We start from the raw sequence: 18,289 nt of genomic DNA on the forward strand, positions 1-18,289 counted from the left end.
AATTAATGTTTTTACCCGAACTCCCGGCAGATTATGCGGCGCATAATTTTTAATTCAGCAATTGTTAATTTTTCTTAATTTTGCACGCAGTTTCTGAGAGGAAAATAGTATTAGAAATGACGAATGTTTATAACAACATACTGGAACTGATCGGTTCTACCCCACTGGTTAAGCTCAACCGCGTTACTGAAGCCATTCCTGCAACGGTATATGCCAAGCTGGAATCCTACAACCCGGGGCACTCCACAAAAGACCGAATAGCCCTCCACATCATCGAAAGTGCGGAAGAAAAAGGCTTGCTGGAGCCTGGCGCCACCATCGTAGAAACCACTTCCGGGAATACCGGCTTTTCCGTGGCAATGGTTTCCATTATTAAAGGTTATAAATGCATACTTGCGGTCTCCGATAAAACTAAGCCGGAGAAAATCGCCTATCTGAAGGCACTCGGCGCCAAGGTTTTCGTATGCCCGGCAAGCGTTCCCGCGGATGACCCCCGCTCTTACTACGAAGTGGCGAAGCGCATCGCTGCGGAAACGCCCAACTCTATTTACATTAATCAGTATTTCAACGAGCTGAATATCGATGCGCATTACCGAACTACCGGCCCGGAAATCTGGGAGCAGACTAAGGGTAAAATCACGCACATCATAGCCTGCACAGGAACTGGCGGCACGCTTTCCGGCTCGGCAAAATATCTGAAAGAAAAAAATCCTGATATAAAAGTCATCGGTGTGGATGCTGATGGCTCCATCCTGAAAACCTATCACGAAACCGGTAAAATCGACAAAAGCGTAATACATCCATATCAAATCGAAGGCTTAGGTAAAAACCTCATTCCCAGTGCTCTTCTTTTTGATTTAGTGGATGAATTTGTAAGAGTTAACGACGAAATGTCTGCCTACCGCACCCGCGAAATCGCAATGAAAGAAGCGATAATGGGCGGCTACACCACAGGTGCCGCTGTTCAGGGGCTCCTGCAATATGCCAATTCGCACCCGTTTACGGAGTCCGATGTAGTGGTGGTTATTTTCCCTGATCATGGCTCGCGGTACATTACCAAAGTTTACAATGACCAGTGGATGGCGGAGCAGGGCTTTACCAACAACTGCATCCACAGCTATGACGAGCTTCACGCTACGGAATTTGTGAAGTAAATTCTTCTCCGCTTTTTACGCAAACGCACAAATTTTAAGTCGAAAACCATTCGAAATAAGGATTCTTTGCATATTTTTTTCATAATAACTCAGCGCTTATGCGTGGATCATCACATCCTTTCCCCAAAATATCACATTCTGATTTTTCTCACCCAGCCTTTGTTTTAGATTTTTTAAATTTGCAGATTATATCTGTTTTATCTGATGGACATTTTTGAACGCATAAAAGAAAATCCCGGCCCGCTCGGTCAGTTTGCGGACTACGGCGAAGGCTACTTTATATTTCCAAGACTCGAAGGCCCTATCGGCCCAAGGATGAAATTTCAGGGCAAGGAAGTCGTATTCTGGTCTGCTAATGACTATCTCGGTATGTGTAACAACCCAGAAGTTCTGGAAGCCGATGCCAAGGCTGCAGCGGAATACGGAATGTTCTACCCTATGGGCGCACGCGCGATGTCCGGCGAGACGGATGAGCATTTGGCATTGGAAAAAGAGCTGGCAGATTTCGTAAAGAAAGAATCTGCCTATGTGCTGAATTTCGGTTATCAGGGGATGGTTTCCGCGATTGATGCTTTGGTTTCTCGCCACGATGTAATTGTGTACGACGCGGATTCTCACGCCTGCATCGTTGATGGCGTAAGGCTGCACATGGGAAAAAGCTTCACCTTCCGCCACAATGATATGGAATCGCTGGAGAAAAATCTTGAGCGCGCAACGAAGGTAGCGGAGGCCAACGGCGGCGGAATCCTCGTAATCACAGAAGGTGTGTTCGGTATGCGCGGAATGCAGGGCAAAATCAAAGAAATTTGCGAGCTGAAAAAGAAATTTAACTTCCGGCTCCTGGTTGATGATGCCCACGGTTTCGGCACTTTGGGAAAAACAGGCGCAGGTGTCGGTGAAGAGCAGAACTGCCAAGAGCAAATCGATATTTATTTTTCTACTTTTGCAAAATCTATGGCAGGGTTTGGAGCATTCCTTGCCGGGGATGCGGAAATTATCCGCTACCTTAAGTTTAATCTGAGGTCGCAGATTTTTGCTAAATCTCTAACGATGCCGATGGTAATAGGGGCAAGAAAGCGTCTTGAGATCCTAAAATCGCAGCCTGAAATCAAGGCTAAGCTGTGGGAAAATGTTCATAAACTTCAAAATGGGCTGAAAGAACGAGGATTTAACATCGGGCTAACCAACACCTGCGTAACACCTGTAATGATTGAAGGAACGCCGGTAGAGGCTACCTTACTCGTCAAAGACCTTCGCGAAAATTTCGGAATTTTCACTTCTGTAGTTGTTTATCCGGTGATTCCGAAAGGGATGATATTGCTGAGGCTGATCCCTACTGCTGCGCATACCGATGAAGAAATCAATGAAACTCTTGCGGCGTTTGAGGCACTTCACGATAAACTTGTAAGCGGATATTACAAAGATGCCGCAGAGAAATTGCTCAAAGAAGAGAATCTTAGCTTTAAACCTATATAATTCGATAATAAGCACTCTTAGTGGGTGCTTTTTTAATTTTTTGAAATGACGGATCTTGAAAAGCGTGTGGCGGCTTTTGAAACCAGCTTTAACCATATTGATAATACATTAAAGAAATTTGAGAAGGCCCTCAGTAATCTGAAGAATGCGCAGGCCGACTTGCAAAAGCTCGAAGAATATTATTATAATGGCTGGGCAGAGGACCTGGAGGCCGACAGACGCGGAGAAATATCGAATGGTATCAAGCGTGGGATTCTTTCTGAGGATGCAATTTACAATCTGCTTGGGGAAAGCCGTTCTATTGGTGTCGAAATGATTAAAGTAGCAATAAAAATGGTTGAGTAATGTACTAAATTAAATGATAAAAAAATCCGGCAATTTTGTTTGCCGGATTTTTTATTTTAAAATTTGATCAGTCTGCTAAAATAATACCTTTATTGTCTTTAAATTCCACCACACCGCCTTTGATGTCATAACCGAAATATTGTCCTGCGGAGCCATTTCTTTGCTCGAAATTTTTGCTGTAATCACCCACTGAACTATTATAAAGCTTAATTTCTCCTTCACTCAATGCGGAGACAATTGAGGCGTGATTATTCAGAATGTGAAACTCGCCATTGGAGCCGGGTACCTGCACTGATTTTACCTCGCCATCGAATATAACAGCTTCCGGTGTAAGTATTTTAATGTTCATCTTCTATTCTTTAAGCTCACTTTAGGCATTTTCAGCAAGCATTTTCTCACCGGCATCGATGGCTTCCTGAATGGAGCCTTTCAGGTTGAAAGCTGCTTCTGGAAGGTGATCCAGCTCACCATCGATAATCATATTAAAGCCTTTGATCGTATCCTTGATGTCAACCAGCGCACCAGGAATTCCGGTAAACTGTTCTGCAACGTGGAATGGCTGAGAAAGGAATCTCTGAACTTTTCTCGCGCGGTAAACTACCTGCTTATCTTCTTCGGAAAGCTCTTCCATACCAAGAATTGCAATAATGTCCTGCAATGCCTTGTATCTCTGAAGAATCGCCTTCACACGCTGAGCGCAGTTGTAGTGGTCTTCACCCAGAATTTCCGGCGTAAGGATTCTTGAAGTGGAAGCCAGCGGATCTACCGCAGGATAAATTCCCAGGGAAGCAATCTTTCTATCAAGTACCGTAGTTGCATCCAGGTGGGCAAAAGTAGTTGCAGGCGCAGGGTCCGTCAAGTCATCCGCAGGAACATACACCGCCTGAACGGAAGTAATGGAACCGTTTTTCGTGGAAGTAATCCTTTCCTGCATCGCCCCCATTTCAGAAGCCAGCGTAGGCTGGTAGCCCACCGCAGAAGGCATACGGCCAAGAAGCGCGGAAACTTCGGAACCTGCCTGCGTAAAGCGGAAGATGTTATCCACGAAGAAAAGTACATCACGGCCTTGCCCAGATTCGCCGCCATCACGGTAATATTCCGCCAAAGTCAGGCCGGAAAGTGCAACGCGCGCCCTTGCACCAGGTGGCTCGTTCATCTGCCCGAAAACAAATGCCGCCTTGGAATCCTTCATTTCTTCAAGGTCTGCCTTGCTCAAATCCCAGCCACCGTTTTCCATCGAGTGCATAAACTCCTCACCATATTTAATGATGCCGGATTCCAGCATTTCACGAAGAAGGTCGTTACCTTCACGCGTTCTTTCGCCAACACCTGCAAACACGGAAAGTCCGCCGTGTCCTTTAGCGATGTTGTTGATAAGCTCCTGAATCAATACGGTTTTGCCAACACCAGCACCTCCGAAAAGCCCGATTTTCCCGCCCTTTGCATAAGGCTCAATCAGGTCGATAACTTTAATTCCTGTAAACAAAACTTCCGCCGAAGTAGAAAGCTGATCAAAGTGCGGAGCCTCTCTATGGATCGCCCTTCCGCCCTCTTTTGAAAGCTCAGGCAAACCATCGATGGCATCGCCCACCACATTGAAAAGCCTTCCGTTCACACCATCTCCTGTAGGCATCGTAATCTGCGTACCAAGGCTGATAACTTCGTGCCCTCGCTGGAGGCCGTCCGTCGCATCCATCGCGATACACCTTACCACATCTTCGCCGATGTGCTGCTCCACTTCCAGAATTAGTTTCTCCCCGTTATCCTTCGTTACCTGCAGTGCATCATATATTTGCGGAAGCTGTTCAACTTCTGAAAACACAACATCGATTACCGGTCCGATGATCTGCGAAATTTTACCTTTAATTTGGTCCGCCATTACTCTTTTTTGTTTTTTGCAAATATAAGAATTGTTAAGTTTTTTGCAATTGTCCCAAAAAAGATTTTTGTCATCTTTGCAGTCAAATATTTCAGTTTGGAAATTATCAGAGATCTCCGAAATTACTCCAATACCAAAGGCCTAGCGCTGACCATAGGGATGTTTGATGGGGTGCATCTCGGTCACCAGCAGATTCTGCGGCAGCTGAACGATGTAGCAAAAAGAAGCAGCCTGGGGAGCGCCGTGCTTACCTTCTGGCCGCATCCCCGAAAATTTTTCAGTGCGGATAATAGTTTCCGCCTGCTGAATACACCCGAGGAAAAGAGTGCATTGCTGCAGAAATTTGGGGTGGAAAATCTTTTTATCCAGGAATTTAATGATGATTTCCGAAACCTTGAGGCGGAGGATTTTGTGAGAAAAATTTTATCAGACAAATTAAATGTCAAGCACTTAATCATTGGGCACGACCACACTTTCGGGAAAAACCAGAACGGAAATTTCGACCTCCTAAAGCGCCTGGCACCGGAATGCGGATTTACAACAGAGCAGATTCAAGCAATAGAAAATTCTGAAAATGAAATCATTATCTCTTCTACAAAAATTCGCGAAAGCCTGCAATCCGGCAATATTCTCTCTGCAAACCGGATGCTGGGGTACGCCTATCCTCTGACCGGGAGGGTAATTCACGGAAAGAAAATCGGGCGCACCATTGGGTACCCTACTGCCAATCTTGAAGTAAATCCTGATAAACTTTTACCGAAAAAGGGCGCCTACATCGTAGAGGTTTTTCTTGGTGAGGAGCAGCACGCAGGTATGATGAGCATCGGCACGAACCCTACCGTGAACGGGCAGCAGCTTACTGCGGAGGTCTATATCCTGAATTTCAGCGGGGATATCTATGGCGAGGATTTAACGGTGAGATTCAGGGATTTCCTCCACGAAGAGATAAAGTTTGAAAGCCTTGAAAAACTGATTGAAAAACTTGACGAGGATAAATTCAGGACGGAAAATTTTCACTTCTGAAGTGCTGCAAGCTGCTTCTTTGTTAGATTTTTTACAACGAGATTGTAAGAATCGTCTATCAGTTCACGGAGAAGCTCTGCCGGCAAATCATCAACAAAAACCGAATTCCAATGCTTTTTATTCTGATGCCACCCAGGCTGAATCTGGGAATAATCTTCCCGTAGCTGCAGATTTTTCTCAGGGGTGTTTTTGAGGTTAATAAAGACCGGCTTTCTCTCAAGATCGATAAGCAAGAACATCTTACCTGAAACCTTAAATACGAGGAGGTTTCCCCCGAAAGGAAAGCTCTCTTCAGCCGCAGGTTTCAAAAGCGCGTAATCCCGGATTTCCTCGGTATTCATTGAAAGCGTTAGCGTAGATGCTTCACGATGGCATCGCTCGTTGGCTTCGTGGCACTGTTGAAGGAATCGATCAGCCGTCCGTTCTCATCAATCAAAAATTTTGTAAAATTCCAAAGAATTTTGGAATCTTTTACACCATTGAGATTTTTATCAGTTAAATACTGAAAAATCGGTGCAATATCACTTCCTTTTACGGAAACCTTGGCAGCCATTGGAAATGTGACTCCATAGTTTTTCTGGCAAAATTCACCAATCTCTGCATTGGTACCCGGCTCCTGCGACATAAAATTATTTGCAGGGAAGCCTACTACCACCAGTCTGTCTTTATTCTCGTCGTAAAGTTTCTGCAAATCAGCATATTGCGGCGTGAAGCCGCATTTGGAAGCGGTGTTCACAATCAAGATTTTCTTTCCCTTAAAATCTGCAAAATCTATCGTGCCACCATCCAATGACTCCACTTTGTAATCATAAATTGAAGCAGGAGTGGCTGCAGCCTGCGCCGCTGATTTTTGGCTGTTAGTACATCCTGATAAAAAAGCGCCCACAGTAAGCAGAATGATGAATAATTTTTTCATAGCCTAAAACTTAAAAGTATTAGCAGGAAATTCTTTATTTATTTCTATCTTGTTGATAATCAAAACATAATTACCCTCGTTCTTCTCAGATTCAGATTCTATTCTGAACGGCATTGTATAGCTTTTCACCTTCCTGAAATCGCTGTACCGCAGGGTTTCATCGCCCTTCTGCTCCTGCACCAGCAAGTGTGTGGCGGCGTCAAAATAATACACTGCCCGCTCACGGTTTTTGCTTAGTTCTATTTTGTGGCAAATTTTATTTCCGAGCTTTTCTTTACCCAAATATTTAATTTCGTAACCCTTGAGTTTCCAATCCAGGAAATCGCTGTCGAAAGACTCCGCTTTGTATCCCGGGTACTCCTGAATCTTATTCGCGGCATAATTCATAGCATAGCCTTTCTTCCCATCGTAGCCTTCGATTGCCACATCCTTTCCCTGCAAGGTTATGATTGTTTTGGTTAAATTCGGCCTCTGCTGATAGATTTTCACGGGGCATTCCTCCTTAAGCCCCAGGATCGCCCTGCCCTGCAGGAGAATGGAATTTAGCGATTTCCAGTTTTGTCGACCTCCGGTAAGCTCAATATTTTTACTGATGATTTCCTGCGCAGTCTGCGCTGTGCCGAGTGCAGACAGGAAAAATAGAATTAGCGTGAAAAAATGTTTCATTAAAGATGGTTTTCGGCAAAATTACTTTTTTAAATGAAAACTCTGCAAAATAGCCCTGGCGCGTTCCAAATCGGCAGGCACATCTATGCCCACGCCCACAAAATCCGTTTCCACCATCTTTATTTTCATCCCGTTTTCCAGGTAGCGCAGCGCTTCTATTTTTTCGGTTTTTTCCAATGGTGATAATGGCAATTTGGCGAATTTCAGCAGCGCATCTTTCCGGAACGCATAAACGCCGATATGCCTAAAGTATTCAGGCTCAAGGCTTTGCTCTCGGTGAAAAGGAATGGCTGTCCGGCTAAAATACATCGCAAATCCATTTAAATCCGTGATGACTTTCACCGCATTTGGATTTTCGATTTCTTCTTTCTCGTTAATTTTTATTTTTAACGAAGCCAGCGAAATCTCGTTTTTTTCATCCTTTTTAAAAACATCAATCAGCTGCTGCAGTGGCTCCTTTTTCAAGAAAGGCTCATCACCCTGAACATTTATAACTATCTCACAATCAATGCTTTGCACAGCTTCCGCAATTCTGTCACTCCCCGTTTCGTGAGTTCCTGTCATCACCGCTTTTCCACCGATTGAAATAATTTCGTCAAAAATAATTTCCGAATCCGTAGCCACAAAAACATCCGAGAAAAGCTCGGTTTCTACCACATTCTTATAGGTTGTGGCGATTACGGTTTTCTCGCCAAGCTTCTGCATCAGTTTTCCGGGAAACCGCGATGCATCGTACCTAGCGGGAATTACGGCAATGATTTTCAAGCTTTAAAGATTTAGGCTGGCCCTTACCTGCTGAATTTTATTTTTCAGGTTCTCCATTTTAGTTTCATAATCAGCAATATTCTCCAGGCTGTCCTTCACGGAGACATAGAATTTTATTTTCGGTTCCGTTCCGGAAGGCCTTACGCAAACCTTCGTGCCGTCTTCTGTGTACCAGATTAACACATTGGATTTTGGAATTTCATCCATCACAGAAGTAGCGTTATTTCGGATATTTGTCGAGGTCTGTTCCTTATAATCTTCCACGATTTCCACAGGAGAGCCAGCCAATTCTTTCGGCGGATTTTCACGGAAATTCTTCATCATCAGCTGTATTTCTTCCGCACCTTCCCTGCCCTTTTTCACCACATTTATCAGGCCTTCGCTGTAAATTCCAACTTGTTTATAAATTTCAATCAGGTACTCAAACATCGATGAACCCTGCGCTTTGCAGAGCGCCGCGATTTCACAGGCTAAAAGAATTGAGCCGCAGGAATCTTTATCCCGAACGAAATCGCCGGTCATAAAACCGAAACTTTCTTCGCCGCCACACACAAATTTTTCCGTGCCTTCAGCATCGCGAATCATTTTTCCAATCCATTTAAAACCCGTCAAACCAGCCTTGCAAGTTACACCGAATTTTTCCGCAATGTCGAAGAAAATATCCGAGGTTACAATCGTAGAGCCAATGAATTCCCGGCCTGTAATCTTCCCTGATTTCTTCCATTGGTCAAGGATGTAATAGATTAAAATTGTGTTGGTCTGGTTGCCGTTCAAAAGCTGCATTTCGCCGTTCAGATTGCGCACCGCAATTCCCAGCCTGTCTCCATCAGGATCGGTACCTATCACGATATCAGCATTCGTAATTCTCGCCAAATCCATCGCCATTCCCAGCGCTGCAGGCTCTTCAGGATTCGGGCTTTCAACGGTCGGGAAATTTCCAGAAGGCACCATCTGCTCTTCCACCAAATCCACTTTTTTGAAACCAGCCTTTTCCAGCGCTCTTGGAACGGTGGCATAGGTGGTCCCGTGAATTGAGGTGAACACGATGTTCAGATTTTCGTATCCAGTTTTTTCCTTTTGGTAAAGGGAATTTTCGATGCAGGCATCTATGTAAACTTCGTCCTGTTCTTCGCCAATCCACTCAATCAGCTCATCATTTCCGTTGAAGTTAATCATCTCGTACTGAGTATCATACACCGCCTTGATGATGTTTTCATCGTGCGGCGGCACAACCTGTGCGCCATCGTTCCAGTACACTTTGTAGCCGTTGTATTCCGGTGGATTGTGGGATGCCGTAAGCACGATTCCTGCATTACACTTCTTATTTCTAACGGTAAATGAAAGTTCTGGCGTAGGCCTGTGATTTTTAAACAGCAAAACTTTGATGCCGTTCGCTGTAAGAACATCCGTCACAATTTTCGCAAATTCCTTGGAATTATTGCGGACATCGTATGCAATGGCCACCTTGATTTCTTCGTTCGGGAACTGTTCGTGAAGATAATTGGCCAGGCCTTGCGTAGCCTGTCCCAGCGTATATTTGTTCAGCCGGTTCGTTCCCACGCCCATTATTCCGCGCATTCCGCCGGTTCCAAATTCCAGCGCACGGTAGAAGGAATCGTCCAAATCCGGCGATTTTGAGTTGATGAGCATTTCCACGGCAGTACGCGTTTCTTCGTCGAAACTTTCGCCGAGCCAAAGCTGCGCCCTTTCCAGTGATGTCAATTCATTAACCATATTTTCGTGATTTTTTAGTCTAAATTCTTGTTGTTCACAGTCGCCGATTTATCACTATTAAAAGCGCGAATCGGCGCATTATAATACAGAAGTTTCGCGGTGTTCCGCACATTTCCCGTAATGGAATCCTTCACATTCACTTCTGCATATCCACCGTTTTTAAAGTCTAAATCCAAAGTTCCGATTTGGAAATACGGCGCAATAACACTCGCAGTATCAGCAATCTGCATCGCCGATTTTTTACTGAAACCAGTGAAATTCGCCTTGCTCAAATTCTTCATCTTAATCTCGGCAAAATCCGTGTTCAGCGCACCGATAAACTTCGCCTGGTCTTTCAGTTCAATCTCAATCTGCGGACTATTCAATGCACCAGAAACATTCACTTCCACCGAATCTGCCACCGAAATTCTTCTCAGTGGATTTTTGGCATAAACCGTCACAGTATAAAAATCCACACCGGAAACTTCCCTTTTCTCACTGATATTCAGCATATTATCTTCAACATTTATCTTCAGGTTATCCGCAAAATTCGGGTAGGTTTCCACATTCACAAAACTTGAATCGCTGCCTGCCAAAAACACGCGAAACTTTCCATTCAAATTTAGCGAATTAAAATCTTCCACGCTAATATCTTTCGCCACGATTTCACCTTTCGGCGAAATTTTTCCGCAAGAAAAAATAATCAGTAAAAAAAGGAAATGCCAGGTCTTCATCTTCTGTTAAAAACGAAATTCAACTTTTGCGGAACATAATTCTGAAACTGCCGGTCTGAACTGATGAGCGGCATTTTATCAGCAATGGCCTGAGACACGATGAAATGGTCAATCTGATCGGAATGATTTGGTGCGATTTCTAACCTGAGGTATTGCTGAAGATGCGATTCCGAAGAATGTAAAATATTCAGGTAAAACTGCTCCTTCAAAGATTTCACCAGTGCATCCAAAGATTTATACTGCGTCATGATTTTCTTTCTTTTAAATAAAAAACCGATTTCCACAACACTTAAAGCACTGATGTATAGCGTATTAGAAAAATCAGACAAAATATTCCTGACTTCAGGCGAGAATTCATCTTCTTCACCTAAAATCATAAAAATGGCAATATTTGTATCGAGAAGATAGCGCATCTATTTCAAAACCGCCCTCATATCCAGTATTTCGCCCGTTCCCTTATGCCTCAAAACAGCTTCCCAGGTTTTCGAGATTTTCTTCGGCTCTTCAGCCTTAGTTACCTGCTTTTTTGGCACTGGTTTTTTCTTTAATTTTTTGGGGGTTATATCGTTCGTTTCCATTTTTCCTTTTTTACAAATTTACAGAATTTCTTCCACCTGGTAATGCTTTTGGCCGCGCGAAGTTCTGATAATCAGCTCGCCCAAAAAACCGGCGATGAAAAGCAGCGTGCCCAAAATCATCATCGTAAGCGAAATGTAAAACCACGGATTTTCTGCTATCAAATTGCCGTAAATATTCTTGGCGTAAACTTCGTACAGCTTGGAAATTCCCAGCCAAAATGCCGCAAGAAAACCGATGATGAACATCAGCGTACCCACCGCACCGAAGAAATGCATCGGCCTGCCGCCGAATTTGCTCACGAACCAAAGCGTAATCAAATCCAGATAGCCGCGCACAAACCTATCGGCACCGAATTTCGAAACGCCGTAGGGCCTTGCCTGGTGCTGCACCGGTTTCTCCGTGATTTTTTTGTAGCCAGCATTCGATGCCAAAACGGGAATCCAGCGGTGAAGATCGCCGTACACATCCACCGATTTCACCACCTGATTTTTGTAGGCCTTCAGTCCGCAGTTGAAATCGTGCAGCTTCACGCCGGAAAGTCGGCGCGCTGACGCATTGAAAAGTTTGGACGGCAGATTTTTCGTCAAGGCGTTATCATAGCGTTTCTTTTTCCAACCAGAAACCAAGTCGAAATCTTCCACGGCAATCATCTGGTAGAGCTCCGGAATTTCTTCGGGAAAGTCCTGCAAATCAGCATCCATCGTAATTACCACATCTCCCTGAACCTTTTCAAATGCAGCGTGGAGCGCCTGAGATTTTCCGTAATTTCTGGAAAACTTAATGCCCCTAACCTGCGGATTCTGCACCTTAAGATTTTCGATAATTGCCCACGACAAATCCGTGCTGCCATCATCCACAAACCAAATATCGTACGGAATTTGGTTGGCACGGCACACCTTATCCACCCTGGTGAAAAGCTCCTCCAGCGAATCCTGCTCATTCAGCAGCGGAACGATTACGGAAAGTGTTGGGTTTTTCAATTTCTCAAATTTTTATGGATAAAATCTAATGCTTCGGTTGGTGAAAAAATTTCAACTTCCGCGCCCGAAAAATCTCTTAAATTTCTTGTGACGAAGCCGCTAAGACTTTCAATTTGCAAAGAACAAAAAATCTGAACGGCATCTTCAAAGTCCGGATAATCCGATTTCAGCGCCTGAATAACCATCCCGTTTTTCACATCTAAAACTTTGATTAATTCTGAAAGCTCAAGCAAATTTTTCCGCACAGCTTTTTCCGGATGAATTTTCCGCATTAAATAATGTACTGTCACGAAAGAATGGCTGCTGCAAAAAAGCGCGATTTCCTTACTTTCAGCATAAGCGAAAATCTCTCGGGAAGCCTTGTAGAACGGAACTCTGCCACTCAGAAAATCTACGATGATGTTGGTATCAAGGTAAAAATTCATAGGCCGTATTTTTCCCGATAATATTCGTCCAAAGCTTTCTTTTCATCAAAATCTTTCGGCAAGGGAAGGCTTCCTCCCAAAGTTTCAACCTTGGATTTTCCTACGCTATCTGTTTCGGAATCAACCATTTCCTTTAAAAAATTGTTGACGATTTTGGATAAACTTTTTTGATGGCCTTTCGCAAAAATCTTGGCTTTTTCCGCCACACTCTGTTCTATCGTCAAAGTCAGTTTGGTTGTCATTTCCGTATGATTTTTACAAATATACGGCATTCTTTTTTATGATGGATTTCTCGTGCGGAAAAAACTTCCGAAAAACAGCGACAGCAAAAGGTAAAACGCACAATACCCGGCAAATACATATCCGAAATTTTTCGCGGTGAAAACATCCTCATTTTTCGCTTCCTTCGCTGCAATGCGAACTTTGGCTTCGGCATATTTCTGTTCCAGTTCCTTATCCTCCTCAGAATTTGGGATTACGATTTTTTTCGCCTTCTGGTATTCATCTTCCAAAGACTGCTTGAAACTCTCAATAAATTGATAATTAAGGAGTTGCTTCGTATCCTTGTCGATATAATTGATGTAAGCGAACATCGTGGCTGTCGTCAAAATACCGCCTACAAACATCGGCACAAATGCCCTTCCGTAGGCATCGCGAAAACTCACCTTGCGCTTCGTTCTGCCCTGATAATATACCGAAAGAAAGGCACCCACACCTGAAATAAGCGGTGCCACAAATGCCGCCACAATCATCGTATTCCGGTAATAATTGACATCCCGAAAGAAAATATTCAGCACGAAAAAAATGCCCGCAGTAATTATAAATATCAGAAAACCAACAACATACGGATTTCTTGCAAGCTTCATCATCTTTCTATACCCTCTCTTTTGATTTTTAAATTTTGTTAAATTTCCTGAAATGCGTATCTTTGCAGCGGCAAGTCCTACACAACCAGCTCCTGAAAATCCTCCAGGGTGGGAACGCAGCAAAGGTAATCGGTTGTAGCGGTGTGATGTAGGTCGCTTGCCATTTTTTATTTCTAAAGTTCGAAATGCTCGCCCAGTTCTGGCAAAGTAAATTCGATATTTCTTTCCGCAAAATGTTTTTTCGCCTCATCGTGATTGATGGTAATCGGCGGAAATGTATCGAAATGGCAACCCACAACCTTCTGCGTTTTCAGCAGTTCAGCCGCCGCAAAACTCGCCTTCTTCGCGCACATTGTGTAGTGCGAGCCCACCGGTAAAATTGCCGCCGAAATTTCTCCGAAAAGCTTCGGGAAGTATGCCATATCAGCCGTTACACCTGTATCACCAGCAAAATAAATATTCTTCCCTTCCAAACTGAAAATGTAGCCGCAAGGCTCACCGCCGTAGCTTCCGTCCGGAAAGCTGCTGGTATGCTGCGCCGCAACCATAGAGATTTCCAGGCCGGAAAGTTTCGCGGTGCCACCAAGATTAATGTCGATGCTTTTCGGATGATTGAAATGCCCGCAAATTTCCGGCTGACCGATAACCGTGGCTTCCGGATGATGCTTCAGCACTTCTTCCACATCAGCGATGTGATCCTGATGAGCGTGCGTAATCACCACATAATCAATCTTTTGCGCCGAAATATCGAAGCCGGATTTTTCCTTCTGAAAATTATAAAATGGATCCGTGATGATCGTAATGCCATCGTGCTCAATCAGGAAGCAATTCTGCCCAAGGAATGTGAATTTCATATTTTTAAGATTTTAAAACCAAGATGTGAGAGCCAGGAAACAAGGCCGCAGAGCTAAATCTCAGGGCGTCGTTTTTTCTTTTTTATTATCAATATCATTTCCGAATGCCAAATTTAAAACTTCAAACTTACCCAAGATTTAATCCTGCAGAAAGCAAAACCGCCATCATCAAAGTCAATATACCTACCTGCTTCAAGTACGGATCCAGCGATCCAGGCTCTTTGATGTAGAGGATTTTGCGGCGCAAGTTCATCATCGGGAAAATTAAAATCATCACGATGAATGGGTAATATTTTCCACTTTGGAAAAAGCCCTGAAGCCCCAGCCAAACAAGGATGAGAAGCAGCGGAAGCTGCATCAGCAGCATCTGGTACAGCATCGCATTTCGGTAGCCAATTCTCAGCGCCAGCGATTTCTTCCCGGAAACCCGGTCGCTTTCTATGTCACGCATATTATTCAGGTTCAGCACTGCGGCGCTCATCATCCCGATGGCTGATGCAGGCAGCAAAATCTGCCACTCGAACGATTTGGTGAACAGAAAATAGCTGCCGCAAACTGATACCAGGCCGAAAAACAGGAACACCATCAAATCGCCCAAGCCTAAGTAACCATAGGGTTTTTTGCCGATGGTGTAGCCAAGTGCCGCCAGAATGCAGGCAATTCCCAAGCCGATGAAAATCCAGAAATCCCGCCCAAAATCCGGCGCGAAAGCGCGCCAAAGCAAGGCAACCGTAGCGATGAAAGAAACTGCCGACATCAGGATAACGGCGGTTCGCATCTGTTTTTCCGTCACCCTGCCAGAAGAAACCACGCGCTGTTCCGCTTCGTTGACGCGCAGCTTATCGGTGCCCTTTATGCCGTCGCCATAGTCGTTCGCATAGTTGGAAAGGATTTGGTAAAGCAGCGTGACGAGCATTGCCAGCGCGAAAATCAGCCAGTCCCAATGCTCGCCGTTTTGGCGAAGTTTCCAGCGTGCGATGAAGCTGCCGGCAATCACGCCGCTTACAGAAAGCGGCAGCGTTCTCAGCCTTGCGGCTTGCAGCCAGGGATTTTTTTTCGTGTTATTTTTTGCCAAAAATTTTTACTTTTAAAATGTTTTGCCGTTTCTTTCATACAAAACCTGCCCGCGTCTTTCGATATGGTCTTTCAGGCTGTCGCTCTGCAAGAGATGAAAAACCGAAATATCAAACAAATAAGGGAGCGAAGAATCATCAAACCTGCCCCAAAGCGCGCTGGCGGTATTATTCGTCACATTTTCGCCAAAAAGCGTGATGTCAATATCGCTGCCCTCCCTGTAATTTCCCATCGCACGGGAACCGTAGATTACGACTTTCTCTATTTCCGGAAATTTTTCAAACTCGGAATAAAGCACTTCCAGCGTGGTATCCTTCAGCCCGAATTTCATTTCAAGGATTGCATTTTTTCAAGAAAATCTAAAAACAGTTCGTAATAACGGTTCTTAATTTTCTGCTCGATTTCTTCCACCAGACTTTCATTGTAAGTATGCACCGTGCGAATTCTGTCGTCAATCATTTTCATCCAAATTTCTCCCTCAGAAATTAATCCAAAACTGAAAGCCTGCCTCACAGCATCACGGCTTCCTGTAATTCCAGCGATACCCTGATAAGTAAGATAATCTTTCATAAGCTTCCAGGCCAATTCATATGTGAATTCAAAGCACTGAATAAGCCCCAGTTCTTCGAATTCGTTCAGCTCATCTTTTTCGAGAAATCTTGTGAGCTGCGCTACCGCACTTTCATAGTGCTCCAGCCTTTGCCTCCACCGTATATCGCCATCCATCAATTATCGCTTATCTCTTATCAATTATCACTAAGAAATCCACTGATTCTCGCCGAAATCCGGTTTGCGCTTTTCCAGGAAAGCATTGCGGCCTTCCTTCGCTTCGTCCGTCATATAGGCGAGCCTCGTGGCCTCGCCCGCAAAAACCTGCTGGCCCACCATTCCATCATCCGTCAGGTTCATCGCAAATTTCAGCATTCGTATGGAAGTCGGCGATTTTGCCAGAATTTCCTGCGCCCATTCAAAAGCCGTGTCCTCCAGCTCAGCGTGTGGGATTACCGCATTTACCATCCCCATTGCTTCGGCATCTTTGGCAGAATAATTTCTACCCAGGAAGAAGATTTCCCGCGCCTTTTTCTGCCCCACCATTTTAGCCAGATAGGCTGAACCGTAGCCACCGTCAAAACTCGTAACATCGGCATCGGTCTGCTTGAAGATCGCGTGCTCTTCGGACGCCAGCGTCAGATCGCACACCACATGCAGCGAATGTCCGCCGCCTACTGCCCAGCCGTTTACCACGGCAATTACAACCTTTGGCATAAAGCGGATGAGGCGCTGCACTTCCAGGATGTTCAGCCGATGCCTGCCATCATCACCCACATAGCCCTGATGCCCCCTTGCTTTCTGATCGCCGCCGCTGCAAAATGCGTGAACGCCATCCTTCGGGCTTGGGCCTTCACCAGTGAGCAAAACCACGCCGATTGACGAATCTTCGTAAGCATCGTAAAACGCCTCGTAAAGTTCCGAAGTGGTTTTCGGGCGGAAGGCATTGCGCACTTCAGGCCTATTGAAAGCGATGCGTGCCACGCCGCCACATTTTTTATAGGTAATATCATCAAATTCCCTCGCGGTTTTCCAATCTGCAGTCATAATTTAATTTTGCGTAAAGATACGGCTTTGAGATATTTTAGAATTTTTTGCTTAAATTGGTAAGAATCTGTTCCATTCGCAACAAATAAAAATCCCGACTTTCCGCCGGGATTTAATTTCTAATTCAAAATTCTACCACCTCGTTTTCAGTACAATCTCACCGAGAGATTTCAGCTGATCTTGACTGGTTGATACTACCCTGCCGCCTTTGGAAATTACTTCCCAAGCAATTAGGCTAGTAATATCGTCGATTACGCCGGGCTCTTTAGAATCCTCCTTGATTTCGAATTCTCTCTCACCGGTCATTTTCACAGGCTGCGTAAAATCGCTGTGTACCATCAGCAGTTCACCGTTGCCATCCTTCGCCGCCAGATAAATATCCAGCAAATCGGTAATCACTTTTCCTTCGGAAACCGCTGCCTGCAGCTCTTCTATCGCTTCCGTTCTTTCGTGCTGCATGTTCTCCTTCACGATTTCCCATGCCTGCTCTGCAAGCTGATGCGGTTTCTGCTCACCGTGGTCAATGTGCCCATAGCCAATGTAGATCTGCGGTCTTGTAGCCACTTCCTGCAGGCCGCTATAGTTGCCTTCGGTTGTTATCACCACCACCTTCAGATTTTTATCCCGTTCATTGATATAATTAACCAGCGCCTTGTCCACATCACGGTAGAATTCCTTCATCACATTATCGCCATATTCCGCGTCGCTTTCGCGCTGCTTCGGCACATAGTGCGGATTTTCGTGGTATGGGAATGCTTCGGAATCCACTTCTTCCACCACATTTCCGTTTTCGCAAAGGAAGAGCTTCGCGCCATCCACAGCAAGCTGCAGCACCATATACCTTCTCGCCCTGTTGTACTCTATTACCAGAGGTCTCAGCGCAAAATGGTCATCGATGTATACGGAATTTTCTGCAACTGGCCAGGTAGATTTTACGATTTCCTCCGTATCGTTGGAAATATAGATGTGCAGGCTGTCCAGCAGATAGTTGATGTCGATTTTATCGTGCAGTGCATCCAGTTTTTCAAGAACGCCGCTCACTTCCCTGTCACTGAATTCCTCGTGGATTCTCTCCTTCGCTTCGCTGATAAGGTTCTTCAGAACGATGCCATCCTGCTGATTGTCAGGGTGTGTGCGGTGCGTATTCAGCGAAATGGTAACGCACGGGTTGTTCTCTTCTGTCGCAATTTTCTCTAAAATGCTTCTAATGCTCATTGTATAAAAAGTTTAAAAAAATATTATCT

The 18,289-nt window shown here is 44.7% G+C and carries 24 protein-coding genes and 1 other RNA gene; 5 read left to right on the plus strand and 20 right to left on the minus strand.

The window, feature by feature from the left end; genetic code table 11:
• Nucleotides 1–116: 116 nt before the first annotated feature.
• The 3 genes from BUB43_RS09480 to BUB43_RS09490 all read left to right on the plus strand — a co-directional run bounded on the left by BUB43_RS09480 (nt 117) and on the right by BUB43_RS09490 (nt 2,975).
• Complete coding sequence (locus BUB43_RS09480; RefSeq protein WP_073180542.1) at nt 117–1,154, plus strand: PLP-dependent cysteine synthase family protein; 1,038 nt, start codon at nt 117–119, stop codon at nt 1,152–1,154.
• Nucleotides 1,155–1,358: 204 nt separating this feature from the next.
• A complete protein-coding gene (locus tag BUB43_RS09485) occupies nt 1,359–2,630 on the plus strand; it encodes an aminotransferase class I/II-fold pyridoxal phosphate-dependent enzyme (RefSeq protein WP_073180543.1) in 1,272 nt (423 codons plus the stop codon).
• Nucleotides 2,631–2,675: 45 nt separating this feature from the next.
• Entirely contained in the window at nt 2,676–2,975 is a 300-nt protein-coding gene (locus tag BUB43_RS09490) for a DUF4298 domain-containing protein (protein WP_073180545.1), read from the plus strand.
• Between the two features lie 67 nt (nt 2,976–3,042).
• Here the strand turns inward: BUB43_RS09490 and BUB43_RS09495 are convergent, their stop codons facing one another.
• Both BUB43_RS09495 and atpD read right to left on the minus strand, forming a co-directional pair.
• Nucleotides 3,043–3,324 carry a FoF1 ATP synthase subunit delta/epsilon gene (locus tag BUB43_RS09495; RefSeq protein ID WP_073180547.1) on the minus strand — a complete coding sequence of 94 codons (282 nt, stop codon included), beginning with the start codon at nt 3,322–3,324 and terminating at the stop codon, nt 3,043–3,045.
• Nucleotides 3,325–3,345: 21 nt separating this feature from the next.
• Nucleotides 3,346–4,854, minus strand: a complete 1,509-nt coding sequence (gene atpD, locus BUB43_RS09500; RefSeq protein ID WP_073180549.1) for a F0F1 ATP synthase subunit beta — start codon at nt 4,852–4,854, stop codon at nt 3,346–3,348.
• Between the two features lie 96 nt (nt 4,855–4,950).
• On the opposite strand from atpD, the gene BUB43_RS09505 reads away from it, so the two are divergent.
• Nucleotides 4,951–5,877, plus strand: coding sequence for a bifunctional riboflavin kinase/FAD synthetase (locus BUB43_RS09505; RefSeq protein WP_073180635.1), 927 nt, complete (start codon nt 4,951–4,953; stop codon nt 5,875–5,877).
• On the opposite strand, the gene BUB43_RS09510 is transcribed toward BUB43_RS09505, so the two are convergent.
• Genes BUB43_RS09510 through BUB43_RS09560 form a run of 12 tightly spaced genes read right to left on the minus strand, consistent with a single transcriptional unit; the run spans nt 5,868 to nt 13,524 of the window.
• Nucleotides 5,868–6,218, minus strand: coding sequence for an MmcQ/YjbR family DNA-binding protein (locus tag BUB43_RS09510; RefSeq protein WP_073180550.1), 351 nt, complete (start codon nt 6,216–6,218; stop codon nt 5,868–5,870). The two genes, BUB43_RS09505 and BUB43_RS09510, sit on opposite strands and share 10 nt — an antisense overlap.
• An 8-nt stretch (nt 6,219–6,226) precedes the next feature.
• Nucleotides 6,227–6,793: a glutathione peroxidase gene (locus BUB43_RS09515; RefSeq protein ID WP_073180552.1), complete on the minus strand. Its 567-nt coding sequence runs from the start codon at nt 6,791–6,793 to the stop codon at nt 6,227–6,229.
• Nucleotides 6,794–6,796: 3 nt separating this feature from the next.
• A complete protein-coding gene (locus BUB43_RS09520; protein ID WP_073180554.1) occupies nt 6,797–7,459 on the minus strand; it encodes a LolA-like protein in 663 nt (220 codons plus the stop codon).
• Nucleotides 7,460–7,480: 21 nt separating this feature from the next.
• Nucleotides 7,481–8,224, minus strand: coding sequence for a 3-deoxy-manno-octulosonate cytidylyltransferase (gene kdsB / locus BUB43_RS09525; protein ID WP_073180556.1), 744 nt, complete (start codon nt 8,222–8,224; stop codon nt 7,481–7,483).
• A 3-nt stretch (nt 8,225–8,227) separates the two neighbouring features.
• Entirely contained in the window at nt 8,228–9,958 is a 1,731-nt protein-coding gene (locus BUB43_RS09530) for a phospho-sugar mutase (RefSeq protein ID WP_395858375.1), read from the minus strand.
• 14 nt (nt 9,959–9,972) lie between these two features.
• On the minus strand, nt 9,973–10,671 hold the full coding sequence (locus BUB43_RS09535) for a GIN domain-containing protein (RefSeq protein ID WP_073180558.1): 699 nt from the start codon (nt 10,669–10,671) through the stop codon (nt 9,973–9,975).
• Nucleotides 10,668–11,084 carry a type II toxin-antitoxin system VapC family toxin gene (locus BUB43_RS09540; RefSeq protein ID WP_073180560.1) on the minus strand — a complete coding sequence of 139 codons (417 nt, stop codon included), beginning with the start codon at nt 11,082–11,084 and terminating at the stop codon, nt 10,668–10,670. Before BUB43_RS09540 ends, BUB43_RS09535 begins: the two co-directional genes overlap by 4 nt.
• Entirely contained in the window at nt 11,085–11,249 is a 165-nt protein-coding gene (locus BUB43_RS11290; protein ID WP_159430242.1) for a hypothetical protein, read from the minus strand.
• An 18-nt stretch (nt 11,250–11,267) separates the two neighbouring features.
• Nucleotides 11,268–12,230, minus strand: a complete 963-nt coding sequence (locus BUB43_RS09545) for a glycosyltransferase family 2 protein (RefSeq protein ID WP_073180562.1) — start codon at nt 12,228–12,230, stop codon at nt 11,268–11,270.
• Entirely contained in the window at nt 12,227–12,655 is a 429-nt protein-coding gene (locus BUB43_RS09550; protein ID WP_073180564.1) for a type II toxin-antitoxin system VapC family toxin, read from the minus strand. The genes BUB43_RS09545 and BUB43_RS09550 overlap by 4 nt, the downstream gene beginning before the upstream one ends.
• Entirely contained in the window at nt 12,652–12,897 is a 246-nt protein-coding gene (locus BUB43_RS09555) for a DUF6364 family protein (RefSeq protein ID WP_073180566.1), read from the minus strand. Before BUB43_RS09555 ends, BUB43_RS09550 begins: the two co-directional genes overlap by 4 nt.
• A 36-nt stretch (nt 12,898–12,933) precedes the next feature.
• A complete protein-coding gene (locus tag BUB43_RS09560) occupies nt 12,934–13,524 on the minus strand; it encodes a DUF4199 domain-containing protein (protein ID WP_260200759.1) in 591 nt (196 codons plus the stop codon).
• A gap of 65 nt (nt 13,525–13,589) precedes the next feature.
• Here BUB43_RS09560 and ffs point away from each other — a divergent pair.
• An RNA gene (ffs, locus tag BUB43_RS09565) (signal recognition particle sRNA small type) lies at nt 13,590–13,687 on the plus strand.
• Nucleotides 13,688–13,694: 7 nt separating this feature from the next.
• On the opposite strand, the gene BUB43_RS09570 is transcribed toward ffs, so the two are convergent.
• From BUB43_RS09570 to BUB43_RS09595, 6 genes are all read right to left on the minus strand, one after another.
• A complete protein-coding gene (locus BUB43_RS09570) occupies nt 13,695–14,375 on the minus strand; it encodes a metal-dependent hydrolase (protein WP_073180568.1) in 681 nt (226 codons plus the stop codon).
• Between the two features lie 127 nt (nt 14,376–14,502).
• Nucleotides 14,503–15,450, minus strand: coding sequence for a 1,4-dihydroxy-2-naphthoate octaprenyltransferase (gene menA / locus BUB43_RS09575; RefSeq protein WP_073180569.1), 948 nt, complete (start codon nt 15,448–15,450; stop codon nt 14,503–14,505).
• A 12-nt stretch (nt 15,451–15,462) separates the two neighbouring features.
• Nucleotides 15,463–15,780 (minus strand): nucleotidyltransferase domain-containing protein, encoded by a 318-nt coding sequence (locus BUB43_RS09580; protein WP_073180571.1) that lies wholly within the window; start codon nt 15,778–15,780, stop codon nt 15,463–15,465.
• A complete protein-coding gene (locus tag BUB43_RS09585; protein ID WP_073180573.1) occupies nt 15,777–16,175 on the minus strand; it encodes a nucleotidyltransferase substrate binding protein in 399 nt (132 codons plus the stop codon). Before BUB43_RS09585 ends, BUB43_RS09580 begins: the two co-directional genes overlap by 4 nt.
• Before the next feature lie 30 nt (nt 16,176–16,205).
• The gene (locus tag BUB43_RS09590; RefSeq protein ID WP_073180575.1) at nt 16,206–17,045 is read right to left on the minus strand and encodes a 1,4-dihydroxy-2-naphthoyl-CoA synthase; all 840 of its coding nucleotides are present in this window, start codon (nt 17,043–17,045) and stop codon (nt 16,206–16,208) included.
• Between the two features lie 132 nt (nt 17,046–17,177).
• Nucleotides 17,178–18,260 (minus strand): baeRF3 domain-containing protein, encoded by a 1,083-nt coding sequence (locus tag BUB43_RS09595; protein WP_073180576.1) that lies wholly within the window; start codon nt 18,258–18,260, stop codon nt 17,178–17,180.
• Between the last annotated feature and the right edge of the window lie 29 nt (nt 18,261–18,289).

The sequence above is a fragment of the Cruoricaptor ignavus genome, from assembly GCF_900141665.1.
Lineage (GTDB): Bacteria > Bacteroidota > Bacteroidia > Flavobacteriales > Weeksellaceae > Cruoricaptor > Cruoricaptor ignavus.